General features: G+C 35.7%; 24 protein-coding genes, 1 other RNA gene and 1 riboswitch. Of the genes, 4 read left to right on the forward strand and 21 right to left on the reverse strand.

The genetic code is table 11. From position 1 onward, the window contains the following. Window positions 1-346 precede the first annotated feature (346 nt). From pbuX to MNO09_RS23160, 13 genes are all read right to left on the reverse strand, one after another. Window positions 347-1,669: a xanthine permease PbuX gene (pbuX, locus tag MNO09_RS23100; protein ID WP_000809222.1), complete on the reverse strand. Its 1,323-nt coding sequence runs from the start codon at window positions 1,667-1,669 to the stop codon at window positions 347-349. A 3-nt stretch (window positions 1,670-1,672) separates the two neighbouring features. Continuing rightward, window positions 1,673-2,266, reverse strand: a complete 594-nt coding sequence (locus MNO09_RS23105; protein WP_000866483.1) for a xanthine phosphoribosyltransferase — start codon at window positions 2,264-2,266, stop codon at window positions 1,673-1,675. A 106-nt stretch (window positions 2,267-2,372) separates the two neighbouring features. Further along, window positions 2,373-2,474, reverse strand: a riboswitch (purine riboswitch). A gap of 116 nt (window positions 2,475-2,590) precedes the next feature. Beyond that, window positions 2,591-3,337 carry a type I methionyl aminopeptidase gene (locus MNO09_RS23110; RefSeq protein ID WP_000628435.1) on the reverse strand — a complete coding sequence of 249 codons (747 nt, stop codon included), beginning with the start codon at window positions 3,335-3,337 and terminating at the stop codon, window positions 2,591-2,593. A gap of 154 nt (window positions 3,338-3,491) precedes the next feature. Beyond that, window positions 3,492-3,965 carry a GNAT family N-acetyltransferase gene (locus tag MNO09_RS23115; protein WP_000640862.1) on the reverse strand — a complete coding sequence of 158 codons (474 nt, stop codon included), beginning with the start codon at window positions 3,963-3,965 and terminating at the stop codon, window positions 3,492-3,494. 46 nt (window positions 3,966-4,011) lie between these two features. After that, window positions 4,012-5,529 carry a carboxypeptidase gene (gene ypwA, locus MNO09_RS23120; protein ID WP_088106978.1) on the reverse strand — a complete coding sequence of 506 codons (1,518 nt, stop codon included), beginning with the start codon at window positions 5,527-5,529 and terminating at the stop codon, window positions 4,012-4,014. A 100-nt stretch (window positions 5,530-5,629) separates the two neighbouring features. Continuing rightward, on the reverse strand, window positions 5,630-7,567 hold the full coding sequence (locus tag MNO09_RS23125; protein ID WP_000493718.1) for an ATP-dependent DNA helicase: 1,938 nt from the start codon (window positions 7,565-7,567) through the stop codon (window positions 5,630-5,632). 138 nt (window positions 7,568-7,705) lie between these two features. Next, window positions 7,706-7,888 (reverse strand): DUF3921 domain-containing protein, encoded by a 183-nt coding sequence (locus MNO09_RS23130; RefSeq protein WP_000376887.1) that lies wholly within the window; start codon window positions 7,886-7,888, stop codon window positions 7,706-7,708. A 61-nt stretch (window positions 7,889-7,949) separates the two neighbouring features. After that, on the reverse strand, window positions 7,950-9,089 hold the full coding sequence (locus tag MNO09_RS23135; RefSeq protein WP_000521238.1) for a THUMP domain-containing class I SAM-dependent RNA methyltransferase: 1,140 nt from the start codon (window positions 9,087-9,089) through the stop codon (window positions 7,950-7,952). A gap of 180 nt (window positions 9,090-9,269) precedes the next feature. Continuing rightward, window positions 9,270-9,660: RNase P RNA component class B (gene rnpB, locus MNO09_RS23140), an RNA gene on the reverse strand. An 87-nt stretch (window positions 9,661-9,747) separates the two neighbouring features. After that, window positions 9,748-10,086, reverse strand: a complete 339-nt coding sequence (gene gpsB / locus MNO09_RS23145; protein WP_000622425.1) for a cell division regulator GpsB — start codon at window positions 10,084-10,086, stop codon at window positions 9,748-9,750. Between the two features lie 97 nt (window positions 10,087-10,183). Beyond that, on the reverse strand, window positions 10,184-10,738 hold the full coding sequence (locus MNO09_RS23150) for an SLOG family protein (protein WP_000862919.1): 555 nt from the start codon (window positions 10,736-10,738) through the stop codon (window positions 10,184-10,186). A gap of 56 nt (window positions 10,739-10,794) precedes the next feature. Further along, window positions 10,795-11,235: a CotD family spore coat protein gene (locus tag MNO09_RS23155; RefSeq protein ID WP_000546280.1), complete on the reverse strand. Its 441-nt coding sequence runs from the start codon at window positions 11,233-11,235 to the stop codon at window positions 10,795-10,797. Between the two features lie 156 nt (window positions 11,236-11,391). Continuing rightward, entirely contained in the window at window positions 11,392-11,922 is a 531-nt protein-coding gene (locus MNO09_RS23160; RefSeq protein ID WP_000487617.1) for a YppG family protein, read from the reverse strand. A 177-nt stretch (window positions 11,923-12,099) separates the two neighbouring features. Between MNO09_RS23160 and MNO09_RS23165 the strand changes: the two genes are divergently transcribed. Continuing rightward, the gene (locus MNO09_RS23165) at window positions 12,100-12,291 is read left to right on the forward strand and encodes a YppF family protein (protein ID WP_000242661.1); all 192 of its coding nucleotides are present in this window, start codon (window positions 12,100-12,102) and stop codon (window positions 12,289-12,291) included. A gap of 25 nt (window positions 12,292-12,316) precedes the next feature. Here the strand turns inward: MNO09_RS23165 and MNO09_RS23170 are convergent, their stop codons facing one another. Further along, window positions 12,317-12,661: a YppE family protein gene (locus tag MNO09_RS23170; protein ID WP_000872967.1), complete on the reverse strand. Its 345-nt coding sequence runs from the start codon at window positions 12,659-12,661 to the stop codon at window positions 12,317-12,319. A gap of 15 nt (window positions 12,662-12,676) precedes the next feature. After that, window positions 12,677-12,919, reverse strand: a complete 243-nt coding sequence (locus tag MNO09_RS23175) for a hypothetical protein (protein WP_001252042.1) — start codon at window positions 12,917-12,919, stop codon at window positions 12,677-12,679. A gap of 85 nt (window positions 12,920-13,004) precedes the next feature. On the opposite strand from MNO09_RS23175, the gene MNO09_RS23180 reads away from it, so the two are divergent. Continuing rightward, window positions 13,005-13,181, forward strand: coding sequence for a hypothetical protein (locus MNO09_RS23180; RefSeq protein ID WP_001982922.1), 177 nt, complete (start codon window positions 13,005-13,007; stop codon window positions 13,179-13,181). A gap of 309 nt (window positions 13,182-13,490) precedes the next feature. Here the strand turns inward: MNO09_RS23180 and MNO09_RS23185 are convergent, their stop codons facing one another. After that, complete coding sequence (locus MNO09_RS23185) at window positions 13,491-14,516, reverse strand: DUF2515 domain-containing protein (RefSeq protein ID WP_002096758.1); 1,026 nt, start codon at window positions 14,514-14,516, stop codon at window positions 13,491-13,493. Between the two features lie 103 nt (window positions 14,517-14,619). On the opposite strand from MNO09_RS23185, the gene recU reads away from it, so the two are divergent. Then, window positions 14,620-15,222, forward strand: coding sequence for a Holliday junction resolvase RecU (recU, locus tag MNO09_RS23190; RefSeq protein ID WP_000155586.1), 603 nt, complete (start codon window positions 14,620-14,622; stop codon window positions 15,220-15,222). A 65-nt stretch (window positions 15,223-15,287) separates the two neighbouring features. Then, window positions 15,288-17,963, forward strand: a complete 2,676-nt coding sequence (locus MNO09_RS23195) for a PBP1A family penicillin-binding protein (RefSeq protein WP_001283136.1) — start codon at window positions 15,288-15,290, stop codon at window positions 17,961-17,963. 23 nt (window positions 17,964-17,986) lie between these two features. Here the strand turns inward: MNO09_RS23195 and MNO09_RS23200 are convergent, their stop codons facing one another. From MNO09_RS23200 to MNO09_RS23220, 5 genes are all read right to left on the reverse strand, one after another. Further along, window positions 17,987-18,505 (reverse strand): YpoC family protein, encoded by a 519-nt coding sequence (locus tag MNO09_RS23200; RefSeq protein ID WP_000442664.1) that lies wholly within the window; start codon window positions 18,503-18,505, stop codon window positions 17,987-17,989. Window positions 18,506-18,508: 3 nt separating this feature from the next. Further along, window positions 18,509-19,156: an endonuclease III gene (gene nth, locus MNO09_RS23205; protein WP_000933019.1), complete on the reverse strand. Its 648-nt coding sequence runs from the start codon at window positions 19,154-19,156 to the stop codon at window positions 18,509-18,511. Window positions 19,157-19,171: 15 nt separating this feature from the next. Continuing rightward, a complete protein-coding gene (dnaD, locus tag MNO09_RS23210) occupies window positions 19,172-19,879 on the reverse strand; it encodes a DNA replication protein DnaD (RefSeq protein WP_000728534.1) in 708 nt (235 codons plus the stop codon). A 121-nt stretch (window positions 19,880-20,000) separates the two neighbouring features. Beyond that, window positions 20,001-21,188, reverse strand: coding sequence for an aspartate transaminase AspB (gene aspB, locus MNO09_RS23215; protein WP_078183453.1), 1,188 nt, complete (start codon window positions 21,186-21,188; stop codon window positions 20,001-20,003). A gap of 18 nt (window positions 21,189-21,206) precedes the next feature. Next, window positions 21,207-21,710, reverse strand: a complete 504-nt coding sequence (locus tag MNO09_RS23220) for a cell wall elongation regulator TseB-like domain-containing protein (RefSeq protein WP_000758745.1) — start codon at window positions 21,708-21,710, stop codon at window positions 21,207-21,209.

The following is a 21,710-nucleotide window of genomic DNA, read 5'->3' on the forward strand; positions in this document are numbered from 1 at the left end:
TTTTGTTATAACGCCCCTTTTGAAAGCTGTTGTTAAGCAGCAATTTCAAGGGTCTTTTTCTAGTTTTACTGTCGATTTAAAACAAATTTGTACTGTTTATAAAAAACATACCTTTTTGAATAAAGTTGCACCGTTTTGCATCATCAGGTAAAACTCCTGTAGTAATGAAGCTTTAGAATTAAAAGTAGATCTGGAAATTGAGACATTATAAACTTATTAAACTAGCTCAGTAATAAAAACGATGGGTTCAATTTGACTGGTGTTTTAAACATCACTACAAATTAAAAACCTATCTCAAATGAGATAGGCTTAATTACATACAATTCGTATTGTGTCTACTTACTTTTTATGCTTCCCTTACTGCACTTTGCATAGACACTGGCTCTTCTTTTACTTTCACTTTACGCTGCGGCACCATATTAAATACGATATTTAAAAGTACTGCTGACGCACTTCCAAGTACAATTCCGTTATCTGTTAAAATACGAATGTTTTCAGGAAGTTGTGAGAATAATGTAGGAACAACTGTAACCCCAAGCCCAATTCCTACAGAACATGCAACGATTAATAAGTTTTCTTGTTTACCAAAATCAACGCTACTTAACATTTTAATACCATATGCCATTACCATACCGAACATCGCTAACATTGCACCGCCAAGTACTGATTTCGGGATAATAGTTGTAATAGCTGCGATTTTAGGAATGAATCCAAGAACAATTAACATACCACCACAAGTATAAATAATAACGCGATTTCTTACTCCAGTTAATTGAACAAGTCCTACGTTTTGAGAGTATGTTGTATATGGGAACGCGTTGAAAATACCACCTAACACCATCGCTAATCCTTCTGCGCGATAGCCTTTTGTTAATTCTTTTTCACCGATCTTTTTATTGCAAATATCAGATAATGCGAAATATACACCTGTTGCTTCTACAATCCCTACGCAAGCAACTAAAATCATCGTAATAATTGGCGTTAATTCAAATGTTGGTGTACCGAAGTAAAATGGCTGAATACCGTGGAACCAATCCGCTTCTCCAACCGCTTGCAAACTTACTTTCCCCATAAATGCTGCAACGATTGTACCGAACAATAGACCTAATAAAATAGAGATTGAACGAATAAATCCGTCAAAGAAACGATACATAATGATGATAAATAATAATACACCAAATGCTAACGCTAAATTTTCAAGACTACCGAAATCTTTACTTCCTACTCCTCCAGCCATATCATTAATTGCTGCTGGAACAAGTGTAACTCCAATTACGGTAACGACAGATCCTGTTACAACAGGTGGAAACAGTTTTACGAGCTTTCCAAATAATTTCGCAAAAATAACAACGAATAACCCGGCAGCAATAATCGCTCCATAAATAGAAGACACGCCGTATTGTTTCCCGATTGCAATCATCGGCCCAACCGCTGTAAATGTGCAACCAAGTACAACGGGAAGTCCAATACCGAAAAAGCGATTTGATAATGCTTGTAAAATCGTCGCAACGCCGCACATTAATAAATCAATCGAGACTAAATATGTTAACTCTTTTTGATTTAAACCAAGTCCGCCGCCCACAATAAGCGGAACGATAATTGCGCCAGCATACATCGCCAGCATATGCTGCATACCAAGCGATGCGATTTTAAATGGATGTTGCTTCATCGTTTATTTCACCTCCGCAGTTTCTTGCTGTACAAATGTAACTGTGCCGTTATCAAGTGATGCAATTTCTGCTAGTGACTCAACACGAACTCCTTGTTCACGAAGCTTCTTTCCTCCATCTTGAAATGCTTTTTCGATAACAATACCAATTCCTGCAATACTTGCTCCTGCTTGCTCTACTAAACTCATTAAACCTAAAGCAGCCTGACCATTTGCTAAAAAGTCATCGATAATTAAAACACGATCATTTTCATCGATATGATTTCGAGATAATGAAATTTCATTCGTTTCTTGTTTCGTAAATGAATATACGTTTGCAACGTACATATTATCTTGTAACGTTAACGATTTACGTTTTCTTGCAAAGATTACTTTTACACCAAGCTCTAATGCAGCCATAACAGCTGGTGCAATGCCTGAAGATTCAATCGTCACGATTTTTGTAATGTTCTCTTCTTTAAAACGTTTAGCAAATTCTTTTCCGATCTCTTGCATAAGTACTGGGTCAATTTGATGATTTAAAAATGCATCTACCTTTAATACGTCACCAGATAAAACCTTTCCTTCGTTCAAAATCTTTTCTTGTAATACTTTCATGTTTGTTCCCCCTCTTATGCAATAAAAAACTCCAAAAGCCGCCACCACTCGTTACAAGTGAGAGACGCGCTTTTGGAGTTTCGCAAAAAAGAATGCTAAACAAGCAAATATATTCGTCCTCACTCATAGTCAAAGTATTTACGGTACTTCGGTAGAAACTTGCAGGCCATATCCCCGCGATTATATGAGTGTAGCTAACTATTTATTTTATAGATGGATTATAACGCACTTTTTATACTTTGAAAAGCATTTCTTAATAAAACACGTACAAATTTTATAAAAACATCATTTTCGTTCGAGTTTTGTAAACTCTTACATATTATTTCAAAGTGTCGTTAAAATGATTGGCCCATCTTTTGTAATAGCAATTGTATGCTCATATTGCGCTGATAATTTCCCGTCCATCGTTCTTGCAGCCCATCCATTTAAATCTACTTTCGAATATCGCATACCTACATTGACAATAGGCTCAATTGTAATTACCATTCCTTCTTGTAGTTCAGGCCCTTGTCCTTGTTTCCCAAAATGAAAAATTGCTGGTTCTTCATGAATCTCTTTACCTATTCCATGTCCCGTAAAGTCTCTTGCGACAGAAAAACCTTCATTTGCTACATAACTTTCAATCGCATAGCCAATATCTCCTACATGATTACCGATTATCGCCTGATCAATTCCTTTATACAATGCATTCTCAGCTACTACCAATAACATTTCTGCTTCTTCAGAAACATTTCCAACTCTATACGTCCAAGCAGAATCTGAAAGACCACCATTTAAGTTTACTACCATATCAATTGTTACAATATCACCCTCAGTTAAAGGAACATCCGCCGGAAACCCATGACACATTTCATCATTTACAGATGCGCATATCGCATATGGATACCCGTTGTAACCTTTCTGTTCAGATGTTGCACCATGCTTTTCTAAATATGCTTCAACAAACGTATCAATTTCTTTTGTCGTAATACCTGGTTTCATCATTTTGGCAATTTCCCTATGACATGAAGCAAGTAATTTCCCAGATTCATGCATCAAATCTATTTCATTTTTCGTTTTAATTGTAATCATTCTACCTCTCCTTGCTAAACCTGCTATTTGCTACTAAAGTTCAATCATACACATCCTCTGTCAAAATTTCAAAACTCCCAATTACAACAAGTACAAAAATATGTATCCTATACTTCTAAATCAAAATAAAAAAACAGAAGATCCCCTCTGTTTCTTAATCATTTTTACATATATAATTCATTTTCAAAAATTCAAAACAACTACCGTTCGTCTTCTGGATAAACGTTCCAACCGCTTCGAATCCTGCTCTTTTATAAACTTTAATTGCTCTCTCATTAAATGTCGCTACTGATAACGTTATATAATTGCATCCGTATTTTTCTTTACTAAAAGCTAGTCCAGCGTTTACGAACTGTAAACCACATCCATTTCCAATTATATCAGGTCTCATTCCAAGACCTATATCAACCGTTCCATCATTTATTTTACAAACAGTAAAAAAACCAATGAGAGTGCCGTTTTCCTTCACAGAAAATGTATGATCTCCTCTACTCTCGTCATGTAAAAACTCAGCTAAATCTTCTTCATCTACCTCTATATCATAAAAAGAATATTCCCCTTCATAATGCCAGTTATATGCAATTTCTTCCGCTTCTTCTTGCGTCATTACTGTATATGTATAAATCATTCTTCTATCCCCTTTAAAAAAAGAGCTGCAATTAAGCAGCTCTTTTTTATAACTCATAGATTTCTTTATACTTCGCTTCTAAATAATCTGCTAAGTAGTTTGCATTTAATCCTTCACCTGTCACATCTTCTAAAATTTCAAGTGGCTTTTTCGTTTTACCGTATTGGTGAATATTTTCTGTTAACCATTCACGAATTGGTGTTACATTTCCTTCTTCTAATAATGCATCAAAGTTCGGAATGTCTTTTAACATTCTTTGCTTAAATTGCGCTGCATACATATAACCAAGCGCATAAGATGGGAAGTATCCAAATGAACCACCAGCCCAGTGAACATCTTGCAATACACCTTGCGCATCGCTTTCCGGACGAATTCCTAAATATGCTTCCATCTTATCATTCCAAGCCGCTGGCAAATCCTTCACTTGTAATGTACCATCAAATAATTCTTTCTCAAGTTCATAACGAACCATGACGTGAAGCGGATATGTAAGCTCATCTGCTTCTATACGAATGAACGATGGCTTCGATTCGTTAATCGCATCATAAAATTCATCTACTGATATATCATTGAATTGACCATCGCTATACTCTTTTAATAAATCATAATTTTTCTTCCAGAATGATTTATTACGACCGATAAAGTTCTCAAAGAATAATGATTGTGACTCATGAATACCCATAGAAGTTCCACTACATAGCGGTGTACCTTCGAATTTCTCTGCAATATTTTGTTCATATACAGCATGGCCACATTCATGAATTGTTCCAAACACTGCCATACGGAAATCTTTTTCATCATAGCGTGTTGTAATACGAACGTCCCCTCTATTTAATGTAATCTCAAATGGATGTACCGTTTCATCAAGACGACCTGCTTCAAAGTCATAATTCAATTGCTTTAATAACTCTAATGTAAAGTTCTTTTGTTTTTCTTTTGAAAAATGTTCCGATAAAGCACTTGTCTTTAATCTCTTTTGTGACTCCGATATTTCTTTTACGAGCGGAACGATACGCTCACGAAGTTGACCAAATACGTGATCTAACACTTCTACTGTAATACCTGGCTCATACATATCTAATAATGTATTATATTTATATGTTTCGTAACCCCAATATGTAATGAATTTCTTTTTAAATTTAACTATTTGTTCTAAATATGGACGGAACATTTCGAAATCAGATTTTTCTCGAGCTTCTTCCCACACACTTTCCGCTTTCGCTTCTAATTTCACATACGCCTCGTATTCCGCTTGTGGAATTTTCTTATTTCTATCATATTCTTTACGACACTCTTCAACCATTTTCTTCGTCGTTTCAGAAAGTTTATCTTCACTTATTAAAGCTTCAAGCTCTGTTAAATAATTTCCCATCTCATCTGAAGTCGACATGACAAACACTTCTGATGAAAGCATACCAATTACTTCTGAACGCTGGTCTACACCTTTTTTAGGCGCACCTGTTCTTAAGTCCCAAAACATTAAGCTTAATGCTTCCTCGTAATTCTGTATCTTCTTCACATATGTTAAAAATTGTTTTTCTACTTCATATGTAGCTACTATCATCGTATAAAACCTCCCTTTTCTACCTCAAACTTAATTCGACATGGAACTCTAAATCCCTTTTATAATAGAAAAAAAGCTTGGCAAGCGCCAAGCTTTCTCCTTATAATTCTTTACCTTCTACTGGTAGTACGTTTTTCACCGCTTCTATCACTTTCTCATCTTCTGTATCAGATAAGAAGATTGATATAGCACCTTTATCGTCGCTCGTACGAATTAAACGTCCAATCCCTTGACGAAGACGTAAAATCATATACGGTACATCTACATCCCAGAATGGATCATTTACATGTTTACGCTTCGCTTCAAACACAGGATCGTTTGGAGGGAATGGTAATGACCAAATAATAACATGCGATAATGATGAACCAGGAATATCTAAACCTTCCCATAAATGAACAGCACAAAGTACAGTCTCTTCTTCATTTTGGAAACGAGAAACGAGCTGACTAATTTCTTGATCCCCTTCATATAGGAATGGAACGGACATTTGTTCTTTACTTACATATTCTTTAAACGCTGCAAGTTCTTGTGTTGTACGGAATAATACAAGTGTACGTCCATTTGTTTTCTGTATATTTTCAAGTGTATATTGACACTTTCTTTCCCATTCATTTTCTTTCGTATGCGATAGTAAGTTTACTGCCATTTGCTCCTCATAATCAAACGGTGAGGCAACTGAGAATGATAAGTAATCTTTTACCCCTAGGCTATTTGCTGTAAATGCGAATGAATCGTTGTTAGATAATGTAGCAGAAGAGAAAATATACGGGATTTTCTTCGAGAATACTTTCTCTTGTAATACTTCTTCAACTGCACGTGGCATAATCACTAACGTGAAGGCTCCATCACCTTCTTCACCCCATGTAATTACATTTTTCTCGTGCATGAACAGACGAAGTGAATGTTCTAATACATCTAAATGTTCATCAACGATATTTAAATCATACGTGTTTACTGTATGCATTTCACTTTCAAATACTAATGCATCACCGACTTCACCAATTTTCGCATAAAGTCTATTCGCTTCAGCTGTTACTTTTTCTGTCACAGTAATTTCTAAACGATCAGAACCGGCGATTTCCTTTTTATTTTCTTGTAACACATCAAAGAATCGCTCTGTTTGCCAAATTGTTTCTTCTACTAAATGCGCAAACTCTTCACGAATATCGTTTTGCAACAATCTTGTTAAAAGTTGCTCCATCATCGTTTGCTTTAAACGATATGTTAAAGCTTTTTGAGCTGCATATTCTACAAGATGTCCTTCATCGAATACAACGCAGCTACTTTCAGGTAATAACGGAATTTGCCCTTCACGCTTACGAGCATCGTACGTCCAAATATGATCCATGTAGAAATCTTGAGAACAAATAATTAAATCTGCCGCTTTACGATAATGTTCACGAGAAAGAGTTTGACCACAACGATGACGAGAATCACAAGTGAAGCAATCTTGGAAGTAATCCCAATTTACTTTTGACCATTCCTCATCATTTAAAAGTGGAAATTCTTTTCTGTCACCGTAGTGGGTAAAGTTTTGCATCGTACCATGATCGAATACAAACTGTGGTAATTCGTAGTATACATCTTCAATTACTTCTGGAGCTCGTCCACTCATAACATCTTCAAGTTTACGTAAACATAAATAATTATCCATTGATTTCGCAAGTCTAACATCAACAGATAGTCCTAATGCTTCAGATAACTTAGCAATGTCCCCTTCTTCTTTCACAAGCTGCTCAATTAACGTTTCATCAGCACAAGCGATAATAGCTGGTTTTCCAGTATAACGCGCATAGCAAATTGCATATAGAAGATATACAATTGTTTTCCCTGTTCCTACACCCGCTTCTGCGAACATTACTTTCTTTTCTTGGAAAGCACGCTCTAATTGAAACGCCATAAAAATTTGTTCATCACGCTCTTCAAAGCCTTTTTCCGGAAGGATATCATAAAACACATCTCCAATCCATTCATTCAACTTATCATAAAAATTATCTTGTTTCCCTACTTCAAATGGTAATCTCTTCTCAGTAAACATCCTTAGCCTCCAACCAAAAAGTTTTTCTATAAAAAGATATAGCAACTGCTACTCATATGTGTGCAGCCACTTTCCCCTGTTGCCATACATAGAAATACACGAAAAAAAATTTTCCTTTCGAAAAAGGAAAATTTTTTTCTATATTAATGACTTTAAATACCGTTTATCAATCGCTGTTTCGTGTGAAAGAGCTGACAAATATTCTTCTTGTGCTTTTTGTATTTCATCTACAATCGCACCTTGGCTATCCACTTCTTTCCCGATCTCATCATACGTACGATGAATAGCTTTTTGAATCATCGATAATTGGAAACTATCCATATCACGTCCTCCTTTACGCATTACATAATAGCCAGTATATGCGCGCTGGAGGAGTTTTATACTATGAATTACGCGGTGGACGTTTTCCGAAGTATTGGTAGTAATCTGTACGGATAAATCCATTAAATAGTTTACGTTTCTTCGATGCATCTTTTCCATAACACTTTTCAAATGCTTCGTAGCTTGTTAATACATACGCTGACCATGTGTCTAATGGGCGGAATACTTGTCCCATTTCTTTGTACAATTGTTCAACGAGTGCTTTTTCACTTAAACGTTCTCCGTATGGAGGATTCGTTACAACATAGCCATAATCCTCTTTTGTCGTGAAATCTTTTACTTGCATTTGTTTAAATGTGATTAAATCACCTAAACCTACTTCTTCAGCGTTGTCTTGAGCAACTCGGATCATACGATGATCGATATCTGATCCAATGATTTGTAGTGGTTGATTATAATTCGCTAAATCTTCAGCTTCTTGACGAGCTTCACGCCAGTTTTGTTTACCAACCCAGCCCCACTCATCTGATGCGAAACCACGGTTAAATCCTGGTGCAATATTTTGTCCAATTAATGCCGCTTCAATCGGAATTGTACCTGATCCACAGAAAGGATCCACGAAAGGACGATCCGGCTTCCAGTTTGTTAACTTAATTAAAGACGCAGCCAATGTTTCTTTTAATGGGGCTTCCCCTTGATCCATACGGTATCCACGTTTATGAAGTCCAACACCACTTGCATCAATTGTTAATGTTGCAATATCCTTAAGCATTGCGATCTCAATACGGAATAACGGACCATCTTCTTCAAACCAAGTTGTACGTTTATATGTTGTTTTTAATTTTTCAACGACAGCTTTTTTAACGATACGTTGGCAATCTGAAACACTGAACAACTCAGATTTTAACGATTTACCAATTACAGGGAACTCTCCATTCTCTGGAATATAATCTCCCCAGTTTAATGCTTTCGTTTTTTCAAACAGCTCATCAAATGTTGTCGCTTTGAATTCGCCAACTTTAATTTTCACACGGTCCGCAGTACGTAACCATAAGTTCGTGCGACAAATCGCCTTTTCATCTGCTTCAAATGTTACTTTGCTGTTTTCCACTTGGCATTCATAACCAAGATCACGAACTTCTCGGGCAACTAACGATTCAATACCCATTGCCGCTGTTGCAATTAAAGTAACTTTTCCCATTTGCATTCACCTCTTATGTATAGTTAAACAATAATTAATAGCAATTTGTCCTATTAATCATTACATTTTACGAAGAATTTTCTCATTAACCATTTTAACTCATAATTTATAACTTCATACAAATAAAAAGCCCTCCTCTAACAAAGGAGAGCTGAGTTATTTCATAGTTGGTTCATAACGTTCTGTAAGCCATGTTCTGTTCCTTTGTACTGCAAACGGCCCACGCCTCGTACTCCGGTGGCAATCATCTATCTACAGGTTATACAACCTGTCCTTTCCCATCGTTCATTTCCTTGGAAAAGATTCCCCTACCATTATTTGGGTTTCTCGCTCGTGGGGTTTACCTCGTTCCACTCCTATCATTTCTTCAAGGACTTCGTCACTGTGGCACTTTAAAGGTAGTCAAACCATATCCGAAAGGACTTAGGTTTTTTCCCTGCCGTTAAACCAGCCTTACAGCCAGAATACCCTAGCTTATGAATTGGCTAGGCACGAACACTACAGCCATCTCAGGCCGTGCGAGCATGGACTTTCCTCTACAACGTTGGCGTTGCAGCGATTACCCAAACGTTATGACATCCATTAGTATAGTGGAAACAAAAAGATTTTGCAATGTTTTTTTCTATGTAAAATGCTTTAACCTTTTTACCACTAGAAATTATTCGTATAACTTACTTCCAAATACAGCTTTTTCTAAATTAGATAGACGTTTTAAAATGTCCGTATTCGTGTTGTTATATACAGGTTGTGCAACTGGTGTTTGTACAACTGGTTGTTGTGGCACTTGCGTTGCTACTAATTTTTGTTCCTCTAATTCACGCTTTAAACGAGCATTTTGTTGCTTTAATTGATCAAACTCCTTGTGGAAAGCTTCATAGTCTTTAATGATCATATCAAGAAACTTGTCTACTTCTTCTTGTTGATAGCCTCTCATGCCTGTTTTAAATTCTTTTTCTAAAATATCTTTCGCCGTTAATTTAATTTTATCCGAAATCATTTTCTTCACCTCAAATTTTTGCCAAAACTTTCATTACCTAAATTTTTTCAGAAACAATGCCTTTTGTCAATCATATATACGAGTACTATATTACATATTACTCAGCATTATTCCACTGTTCCTCTTCTATTATATCTTGTAAATCAGAAAAAAGAATGAAATAACTGTGATAATTTTCTATTTCTCCTTTTTTCTTTGCTGCTTCTACAATATATTTGGGACTCCCTGGTTTTTCTTCATCATATACAGCTAAAAGTGCATCACTTTTTTCAATAAAAAATTGATTTTTTAATTTAAATTGTTCCGGGCTCTCGTACTTCCGTTTCGTAATACTATCAATATGGTCTGCTTGAGAGAGAATACATTCGTAATATTCACGGTTATCTTCCTTCCAGCTTTCTTCTTGTTCTAAAAACGGAGTAAATACCGCTAATTTTAGATCTGGATATTCTACTTGAATTTCAAAAACAACTTCAGCAGCCCATAATTCGACTCCTAACTGCCCACTTATTATCACCCATTCCAAACCTTCTTCTACAAAAGTAGTTAATTTTCGGTGCAATGCTTTTTTTATACATTCCACCCCTGGATGATCATTTTTAAATATACCAAGTTCAAATGGCTTATATCCCGTTACAGCAATAACTTTCATATCAACACTCCAATTACAAAAAAAGAACTAGCATTTCGCTAGTTCTAACATATCATTTACTTTTTAAATATTCCACCAACGTTTGGTCCAATATTCGGACCTACTGGTGATACATTGTTTGGTAAAAATGGCGATACATTTGGTCCGAATGGTGATACGTTTGGTCCAAACGGAGATACATTTGGTCCTGGACCAAATGGTGATACGTGATGTCCGTGATGTCCATGATGTCCATGACCACATGGTCCACATCCACCGCCGAATCCTGGATCGATTGGGTCTACAACATTTACATTCGAGTTTGTTTGTGGGAAGAAGTTTTGGTTTTTAATTTGTTGATGATGAACATGTGTTGTATGTGTTGGGAAAATGTGTGGCACCACCGTTGTTGAAAAAGAATGTGTTACACACTGTTTCGTCGGATGAATGACAGGAGCAGTTGTACAGATAGGTCCTACAGGCTTATGCCCTCCAAAACAAGGATGACAATGATGCATAGTTTTTTCTCTCCTCTCTCGTTAAAAAAATCTGACTACACTTTACATTATGAGAAAAGAGGGAAAGCCGTTTGTTATATATACCCATTTATTACAAGGAAATTTGTCTAGCCTTCTGCTTTATACGTAATGCTTTTTATAGACAGCCCCCCAAGATTACTTACCAAAAAAACCTCCAACTTGCTTTACAATACCTGTCACTTGGTTCATCGCATTCATCATTTGTCCAGCTGTATTCATCATTTTATTTACATCATAGTTACCATCTGAGTTTTTAAATTGGGAAACAAAACTAGAAAATTGACTCGGTTGCTGTTGTTGTTTTTGTTTATTCTGCGTCGGGTACGGTTGTTTTGGTGGATAAAACATCGCTTGTTGATTTCCATAGGGAGATGGTGGTGGCATATAGTGTTGTGAATTCATATAAGATTGCTGTTGTTGATCCATATAGGGCTGCTGCTGTTGTGGTTGATTCATATAAGGTTGCTGTTGCTGATCCATATAGGGCTGCTGTTGCTGTTGTTGATTCATAAACGACACTTCAAATGGCTGGTAATAATTTTGATTTCCATAATGAGGCTCGAAAGGATACATATTATACCGTAAATATGTATCCGTATTATATTGGTACATATTTTGCTGTGTATATGGATTAGATTGCTGATATACGTTTGGTTGTTGAAACATGCATTCTCTCCTCCTTCACATAAGTTTCTACATATATAATATGTACCAGTAAAATAATATGTGTAACGGAGTATCTGTCTATTTTTGTCGGAAGTTTAAATTTTTAAAAAATTAAAAAAGAAAACCCTTCCATGCTATGATAATGAAGAAGAAGATTCTCATGGGGGAGGAATCAACATGGTATTAGGGGATTTAAAACAAGCGTTTTCTCAAAAAAAGGGGTATTACACAGAGAATGTAAATGAATTGTTAGACTTTGCGAGACATTGGTATCTCGAAGGAAAAATATGCATTTCAGATTACCGAACATTAATAAAAGAATTAGAAATAAACGGTGCAACAAAACCTACAACAATGACAGAAGCATAAAAAAACAAGAGGGTTTCCCCTCTTGTTACTTACATTGCTCAATTATATTTTGCAAAGTATACGAAATGGCTTGATGTGTTTCAAAGAATCGCTTACCTTTACCTTTATTTACAAAACATTGCAACACATTTGTCTGTAAATTATCGTACACTTGATCAATTTGCTGTACATGTATATACTTCGGTTTTTCTTCCTTAATCCATTTATAAGCTAATTCTTTCCACACTTTTAATTCCTCGTCTACCATATCTACAAATGGTTTCATATCCTTATAAAAATCGTACTCAATCATTTCTCTTTTTTTCACATTCGCTTCATTATTATACTGCATGAGTTTTTCTGAAGATTGTATTAATGCTTCATACTTCATTTTATTCCCACCTTATTATGCACTCACTACGACGTTTTGAAATGCCTTCACCCAATTCCCTTTTTCTTCGTGATGCACTAATTTATTTTCCATATGCTCAATATGCATTTCTGTTATTTCTATTTTATTGCATATTTTTTCACTCGTATCCTTCAATGCATGATTCATTCTAATCCCTATATTCATTTCCAGCAAATCGAGAGAACTTAACATTTGATCCATTGTTTTCATTACATCTTCCTTCTGAACCATCGCCATATACAAAACGCCCCCTTCTTTGCTTTTCCTTTGTCATGTAATTTCGCCGAATGACTCCTCACTCCTGCTCACATGACAAAACTAGTTGTTATTCGTCAAAGAAATCATTTTGTATGTCATTTATAGAAATGGTAACAATACAAAAAGGAGGTGTATGAAAATGGCAAAGAACAAAAACGAAAAAAAGAAAAAACAAAACAAACAAAATAAACCCGAGACTGGCAACCCTAAGTTAGATGGTCCAAACTTCCCTGCTACATAAAGTGAAACTTTAATCAGCGGGGGTTTTGTTCATCCCCACTGATTGTTAGCCTTCTCAATCGGGCTTTTACGGGCAGTTGATCCACACCTAAATTCTTTGCTTTCACTGAATTTTGAGACGTGGGTCTTACTGCCCGGCAAGTAGGGGGATAAAGTGAGACTTTAGCGCTTTTACAAAAAGCTAATTTCTGAAGCATCCTTAATCTCTTATATTCATTACGTTTTGAGATTAAATTTTTAGCATACACGGCAGGATTACTTCACATTAAGAAGTCCCGTCTTCATTTATGAAGATGGGACTTCTTTTTTATTATATCACGAACTCATCCATCCTTTTAACAAAACGATTTACGATAGAAGCAACATAGATTTGCTCCCTCTTTCTTTTATACCATTCTGTTATATCAACTTCACCCTTATACTCTTTCAGTAAAAACAACTCATTTATTTCCGTATCTCTACAAAACCAATCTCTCATACTTATTTCCTTATGTGCAACGACAGGATAAACCTCTCTAAGGGCTGGCGTACAAGATTTTCTAGCTTCTCTTACATAATATTCATAATCTGCTCTTGATCCTGTGTGTATAGTTTGCAATGCAAACCTATGGAATAAACTTTTATAATTCGGATGAAAAAGTAACTCCGCTAATTTCTGCCCTAGTTCTATACGCTTTTGTAACGTTTCAAATTGATAAACTGAAAAACCGTACATCCTCCCGTCGACAGTCGGAAAAATAACAGCACTAATATGCAGCATTTCTTGCAATTTAAAAAGTGCAGTATGGAATACATGTTTTTTAAAATATGTATTCTCAATAACTGGTTTTTGAATTTTATTTTGCTCATTTATAATAAGCGCTGTCATGAGCCTATTTATATCTTTTTTTTCCCAAAAATAAATCCATTCTTTTTCCATGAAAATTGATACGTTAAAATATTGTAACAAGTAGAATAGTGGTACCTGTCTCCTCTTACTTTCTTCATATAACAATAGCTGGGGAAATGCATCTAAAAAAATAATCCAATTCGCTTCTTCATAAGTCAGAAACAAATGTTTTTTTACTGTTTGAGGTAAAACAGTAGCATAATACCTCCCTTTTAAATCAGTCATATTCCATCCCGCATTTCTCGAGACCATACTTGCTAAAAAGGCCCACCTAATTTCACTGTTCCTTACATAATATTCTTGATAAGACTGTGTTCGAGAAATGTTGTCCATATTAGCCATTTCTATTTCCCTCTTAATGTTATAAACGATTGTTTTTTCTTCGTCTGTACAAACCATATTTTTACGATATTGTTTAATTTTTTCATAATCATTCCATGTAAACATGAATAAGTCATCATACCTTTCTTTAAAAAGGTCACATCTTTTTTCATTTTTTGTTATAATCACCTTTGTAAGTAATTCTTAGCAAGTTGGGAGTGGACACACTATGACCATTCGTTACCCAAATGGAAAACGGTACAATCAAGCTTCACACCCTCATAAAACACCAATTAAAAAACATACTTATAGTAATAGAGGTATGTCCCTTGAAGAGGAATTGAATGAAACAAATGAATATTACTTAACCCATAATATTGCATGCGTACATAAAAAACCTACACCTCTTCAAATTGTAAAAGTAGATTACCCCGCTCGAAGTGCTGCAGTGGTAAAAGAAGCGTATTTTAAACAACCTTCTACAACAGATTACAACGGTGTATATAAAGGGAAATACATCGATTTTGAAGCGAAAGAAACAAAAAATAAAACCAGCTTTCCACTTCAAAACTTCCACCTTCATCAAATTGAACATATGAAGCAAGTAATTGCTCATAATGGAATTGCATTTGTTATTATTAAATTTACACTTTTTGATGAACTTTATTTATTAGATGCAAAACATATTATTGCATTTTGGAATCGTCAAAATACTGGTGGAAGAAAATCAATTACGAAAGAAGAAATAGAAGAGCATGGATCTTTATTATCGTGCGGTTATCACCCTCGGATTGATTATATCCGTGTACTAGACACGGTTTATTTTTCGTGATAGAGTCATCACTAAGGCTCTTTTTTCGACTTTTGGGGAGAGAATGAAAGGTAGGAGAAAGTATAATGTCAGATAATTATCGTTCTCGTACAGAACGAAATCATGTAAAAAATCAAAAGCAAGAAACAAATACAGAGAAAAAACCAAAGAAAAAAGGCTCCTTTTTTAAAAAATTCCTTATAGGTTGTCTACTTCTTGGTATCGTTGGTCTTGTAGCTGGCGTTTCCGCTTTCTTTGTTATGGTGAAGGACGCTCCAAAATTAGACAAATCAAAACTTGTCAATCCTTTATCAACAAAGTTTCTTGATAAGAATGGGAATTTTTTCTATGAATACGGTGCTGAAAAACGAACCCACGTTACGTATGATCAAATTCCAAAAGTAGTTGAAAATGCATTCCTTGCAACTGAGGATTCGCGTTTCTATGATCATAATGGAATTGATTTTAAACGAACTACAAAAGCAGTTATGGAAAATGTCACTGGAGGATTCGGATCTCAAGGTGGTAGTACGATTACACAACAAGTAGTCAAAAACTATTTTCTAACGATGGACAAAACTGCAAAGAGAAAAGTGCAAGAATGGTACCTATCTTACAAATTAGAGCAACAATACTCTAAACATGAAATTTTAGAAATGTACTTAAATAAGATTAACTTAGGTAACCGTTCGTACGGTATTGCAACAGCAGCAAAAAAATATTATGACAAAGATTTAAAAGACTTACAGTTACATGAAGCTGCAATGCTTGCAGGTTTACCCCAAGGTCCTAATATTTATGATCCAACAAAACCAGATAACGTTGAACGAGCTACACAACGTCGTAACGTCGTATTATCATTAATGAATCGACATGGTTATATAACAAAAGATGAAATGAATAACGCAATTAAAATCCCTGTAACTGAAGGTCTTCAACCATCTTCAGAAGTAACAGAGATGAAGTATCAAGCATTTTTAGATGCTGTTGTAAAAGAAGTTGAAAAAGAATATCCGGATGTAAATATCGGTTCAGATGGTTTAACGATTCATACAACACTTGATCAAGATGCTCAAGATTATGCTGATAAAATTATGGATGGCAATCTTATTAAGTATCCGAACGATCAATTCCAAGGATCATTCGTATTTATGGATACACAATCTGGAGAAGTTCGAGCAATTGGAGCTGGGCGTAAAGGAAGTAAGTCTACTTTCAAAGGTCATAATATGGCCACTGATTTAAAACGCCAAGTTGGTTCAACAATGAAACCAATTTTCGACTACGGCCCAGCAATTGAGAATTTACAATGGTCTACATACCATCAATTAAATGACTCAGAGTATACGTATTCTAATGGTAAAAAAATACGAAATGCAACAAATAGTTACAAAGGTGACGTTTCACTACGTGAAGCTTTGAAAAAGTCATTAAACATCCCAGCTTTAAAAACAGCCCAAGCGGTTGGTATTCCTAAGTCTCAAGCGTTTGCTGAAGGATTGGGTATGACATTTAAAGACGGCAAAGCATATGAATCAACAGCAATTGGTAGTAACGATAGTTCTCCATTACAATTAGCGGGGGCATATGCAGCCTTTGGTAATGGTGGGAACTACAATAAACCGCACTTCGTAAAAGAAGTTATCTTCCCAGATGGGAAAAAGAAAAGTTTTAAACCGAAAGAACAACGTGCAATGCAAGACTACACAGCTTACATGGTGACTGACGTTCTTCGTGACGTCGTAAAACCTGGTTCTGGTGGTACAGGTCCAACAGCATACGTTTCAGGTATTGATGTTGCCGGTAAAACAGGAACACAAAACTTTGATGAAGACGTTATTAAAAAATATGGTATTCCAGCTGATGCAAACAGAGATAGCTGGTTCGCTGGATATACACCGCAATATACCATGACTGTTTGGACTGGTTACGAAAAAGATGGTCCAGAAAATTACATTGGCGATCGTTCTACTAGAATTGCACAACAAATGTTCCAAGTAATGATGAGTAAATTCGCTACAGATAAAACTCGTTTCGAACGCCCTTCTTCTGTACAAGAATTAAATGGTGAATTGTACGTAAAAGGTGCTAAGAAAGATGCAATTAAACAAATTAAAGTAGATGCACCTAGTGGTCTTAATGTCACTTTTGATGGCGCTAGCACAGTTACACTAAACTGGTCTGGACCAGCAGAAGTTGATGCGTATGCAGCAAGCTATAAAGCGACTGACGGTTCAAGTGGTAGTTTATCAATAAAAGGTACAACAGCTACTCTTGGTGGTATTAAACCAGGCGTTACTTACAGCTTCTCTGTAGTAGCGAAAAAAGGTACTGGAACAAGCCCTGCCGTTGGTGCATCCTTCACTGCGCCTGGCGGAACTCCAGACGCGAAGAAAGCCGAGGAAGAAGCTAAGAAGAAGGCTGAAGAAGAAGCTAAGAAAAAAGCTGATGAGGAAGCTCAGAAAAAAGCTAATGAAGATAAACTAAAACAAGAAGAAGCTCAGAAAAAGGCTGCTGAAGAACAGCGTAAACAACAAGAGCAACAACAAGAACAACAACGTAAACAACAAGAAGAGGCTCAAAAGAAAGCTGAAGAAGAAGCTAAGAAAAAAGCCGAAGAAGAAGCTAAGAAAAAAGCTGAAGAAGAGGCTGCTAGAAAAAAAGCTGAAGAAGAGGCTAAGAAACAACAAGAGCAGCAACAACAAAATACAGGTGAAGATACACCTCACGCAGACGGAAATGTTGTTACAACAGAGTCTTAATACAAAAAAAGAAGTCCTTTCTCTTAACGAGGAAAGGACTTCTTTTTTGTTATCATTTTCTTTACATATAGCTTTTCTATTTCAATATACAACTGTGCTAACTGAATATATGAATGATAATTATTCGGTTTCTTTATAATGAACGTATATCGCTCCATAAAATTAACTGGTTGTACTTCCAATTTACTCGTGTAATCTTCCATTTCGTTCAAACTATGAACAGGTTGCTCATTTAGCCAATATACAATTGATAACAAATGCGCTGCCAAAAGAATCATTGGGCCTTCAGCTTCTTGCTTATTTCTGTTTCGAAATAGTGTAGCAATGTCTTCATGCTCACTTTTCCATACATTCAATAGTGCTGGAATACTATTTTCAATTTCATTCCACGGCTCATATTGTCTTTCCATATCATATATAAAGTAAGTATTTTGTATGATTTCTTCAAAAGACTGTTCTGTATAATACGCAATCGAATTTATACTTTCTTTAAAAAATGGTAAGCACCGAAATTCTTTCGGTATTTCTATAACTCGCTCCATCCTTTATTTCCCCTTCATTCGCTTCTTTCCTTCACGACATACTTCTAGTAAGCGACACTCTTCACATTGTGGTCGTTGTGCTTTACAGTGATAACGTCCAAAGAAAATCATACGGTGATGTGTAACACTCCATTCATCCATCGGAATTTTCTTCATTAATGTCTTTTCTACTTCTAACACCGAATCTTTCCATCTACAAATCGCTAACCGTTTACTCACTCTCTCTACATGCGTATCAACAGCAATTGCCGGAATTCCATATGCTACCGAAACAACTACATTTGCTGTTTTTCTCCCTACTCCTGGTAATTTCGTCAGCTCGTCACGATCTTCTGGAACTTTTCCGTTATAATCATCCAGCAACATCTGGCACAATTTTTGAATGTTTTTCGCCTTATTTCTAAACAATCCAATGGAACGTATATCTTGTTGTAATTCTTCTAAAGACACGCTTAAATAATCTTCTGGTGTTTTATATTTTTGAAATAAATTTTTCGTCACTTTATTTACAAGTGCATCTGTACATTGTGCAGATAACGCCACCGCGATTACTAATTCAAACGGATTATCATGAATTAATTCACAATGTGCTTCTGGATACATATCCGCCATTGTGTCTAAACAATAGCGAATTTGCGTTTTATTTAACATATACTTCCTCCTACATTACTGCTCCAACCAATTATAAAAAGGCACTTTCCCAGTAAATTTCGTCTCTTGTTTTGTCGTTTGCTGCGTTCTTTGTTGATTTGCTCTAAATTTCCGTCCTTGGTTTTGGGCTTGATCTACTGTTTTAATACCATTCTTTTTCCACTCAAATAAAATACGATCAATATATCGGAAATTAAGCTTACCACTCATTACAGCTTCCCTGAGGGCCGCTTGAATTAAATTCGGATGATGTTGATCTTGATCTTCCCACATACCCAACGTTTCACATTCAAACGGAGAAAGTGGTCTTCCAAATTCTTTTTCAAATACTGTATATAAATTTACTTGCAGTTGTTTTATTTCTTTTTGTTCTTCCTCTATTGATTCGTTCATTAAGAAATGCAATATTTTTTCCCATAGCGGTTGTAAAGAATAACTTTCACACATCATCGCTTCTGATTTTTGTCCACCTTCTAGTGATAAAAAACCTTTTTGAATCAATGTCTGAATTACTTCCATACATTTCATTTCAGTAATCGTCATCCGTTCTGAAATCTCTGACGGAGTCGGAAACGAATTGCCCGATTCTAAAAATGTGTGTACATGAAGTACAACCATAAATTCCATTTCATTTAACCCTAATTTTTTATAATGCATCATAAGTAATTTTGGAATTGCAATGCTTCCCTGCTCAAACCACTGTAACATCATTTTCTTTTTCATCACCAAACACCTCGCTCTCTAGTATAACACACCTTTCGCTATTTCTTTTTGCCACAATTCGTCAAAAAAACCTTCCTATTATGTAGGAAGGTTTTTTGTATTGCGTTAATAAAATATACAATTAAGCTTGCACTTTACTTTTCATAAACGTATGAATGCGTTCTAATGCTTTCTCTACTTGTTCAAGAGATGTCGCATATGATAAACGAACGTTATTTGGAGCACCAAATCCTGTACCTGGTACAAGAGCCACTTTTTCCTCTTCTAATAGAGCTTTTGCCCAATCATCCACAGTTTCGTATCCTGATAAAGCTACAGCTTCTTTTACATTAGGGAATAAGTAAAATGCACCTTGTGGTTTAATGCAAGTAAAGCCAGGGATTTGAATTAATTTATCATAAATAATGTTTAATCTTTCTTCAAATGCTTGACGCATTGTTTCTACAGGTTGTTGTGAGCCTGCGTATGCTGCAATTGCACCGTATTGAGCGATTGACGTAGGGTTTGACGTACTATGACTCGCTAAGTTCGTCATCGCTTTAATAAGCTGCTTATTTCCTGCTGCATATCCAATACGCCATCCTGTCATAGAATGAGATTTAGATACACCATTAATAATAAGTGTTTGTTCTTTTAATGCATTAGAAAGCTGGGCAATCGAAGTATATTCTGCTCCACCATAAATTAACTTTTCATAAATTTCATCTGAAACGATTAAAATATCGTGTTCTAAACATATTTCTCCAAGCTGTTGTAATTCCTCTTTGCTATAAATCATTCCTGTTGGATTGCTCGGTGAATTAATAATAACTGCTTTCGTTTTCTCTGTAATTGCCTCACGCAGCTGCTTCGCTGTAATTTTGTACTCATTGTCTTCCAGGCCTTCTACGTAAACTGGCTTACCTTCAGCAAGCTTTACTTGCTCAGGATAACTTACCCAATAAGGAGTTGGGATGATAACTTCATCTCCTTCATCAAGCAACACTTGGAATAATGTATATAATGCATGCTTTGCACCGTTACATACAATAATTTCAGATGGATCATACGCAATTCCTTGATCACGTGTAAACTTCTTCACAATTTCTTGTTTTAACGCTTGTAATCCACCTGTTGGTGTATACTTCGTATGTCCTTCTAACATCGCTTTATGTGCAGCATCCATAATATGTTCTGGCGTATTAAAGTCAGGTTCTCCTGCCCCTAATCCAATTACATCATGACCTTCTGCTTTTAATGCTTGTGCCTTTGCTGTAATTTCTAAAGTTGCAGATGGTGTTAAAGCAGCTACTCGCTTTGCTAATTTCATTTGTAGTTCCCCCTACATCTATTTTTCAATGCTGTAGTGACCAGCATAAGCCCCATTTTGAAACTCTAAATAATAATACGTATAACGATCTTCCTGATCAATATATGTAATTTCCCACAACGGAATATCGTTTTGAGCACCTAATTTTACTTTTATAATTTCTTTTGGCTTTGGCTTCGGCTCATCGCCTTTTCCTGTAGCTTGTTCAGCCAACTTTTGCAAAGCTTCTTTTTCAGGAATACCTTCACTCTTTTTCTTCACAAGGACATTCCCTTTTTTATTAGGCACCCAAACAATAATTTGTTCTCCTTTTTCGTCTACACCTTGTACGACTGTATATGAAGAATTTCCGTTATAATAATCTACAGATTTTACTTTTGTAAGCTTTGCCTTTTCTTTTGCAATTTCTACAGATTTTTCCTCTTTATGGATTTTCTTTTCCATTGCTTTATTATAAACATACGCCCCATATATTCCGCTAGCAACGATTACGATAACGATTGCAAAGATCCACTTTTTCAT

This window comes from Bacillus sp. N5-665, assembly GCF_022637375.2.
GTDB classification, from domain to species: domain Bacteria; phylum Bacillota; class Bacilli; order Bacillales; family Bacillaceae_G; genus Bacillus_A; species Bacillus_A wiedmannii.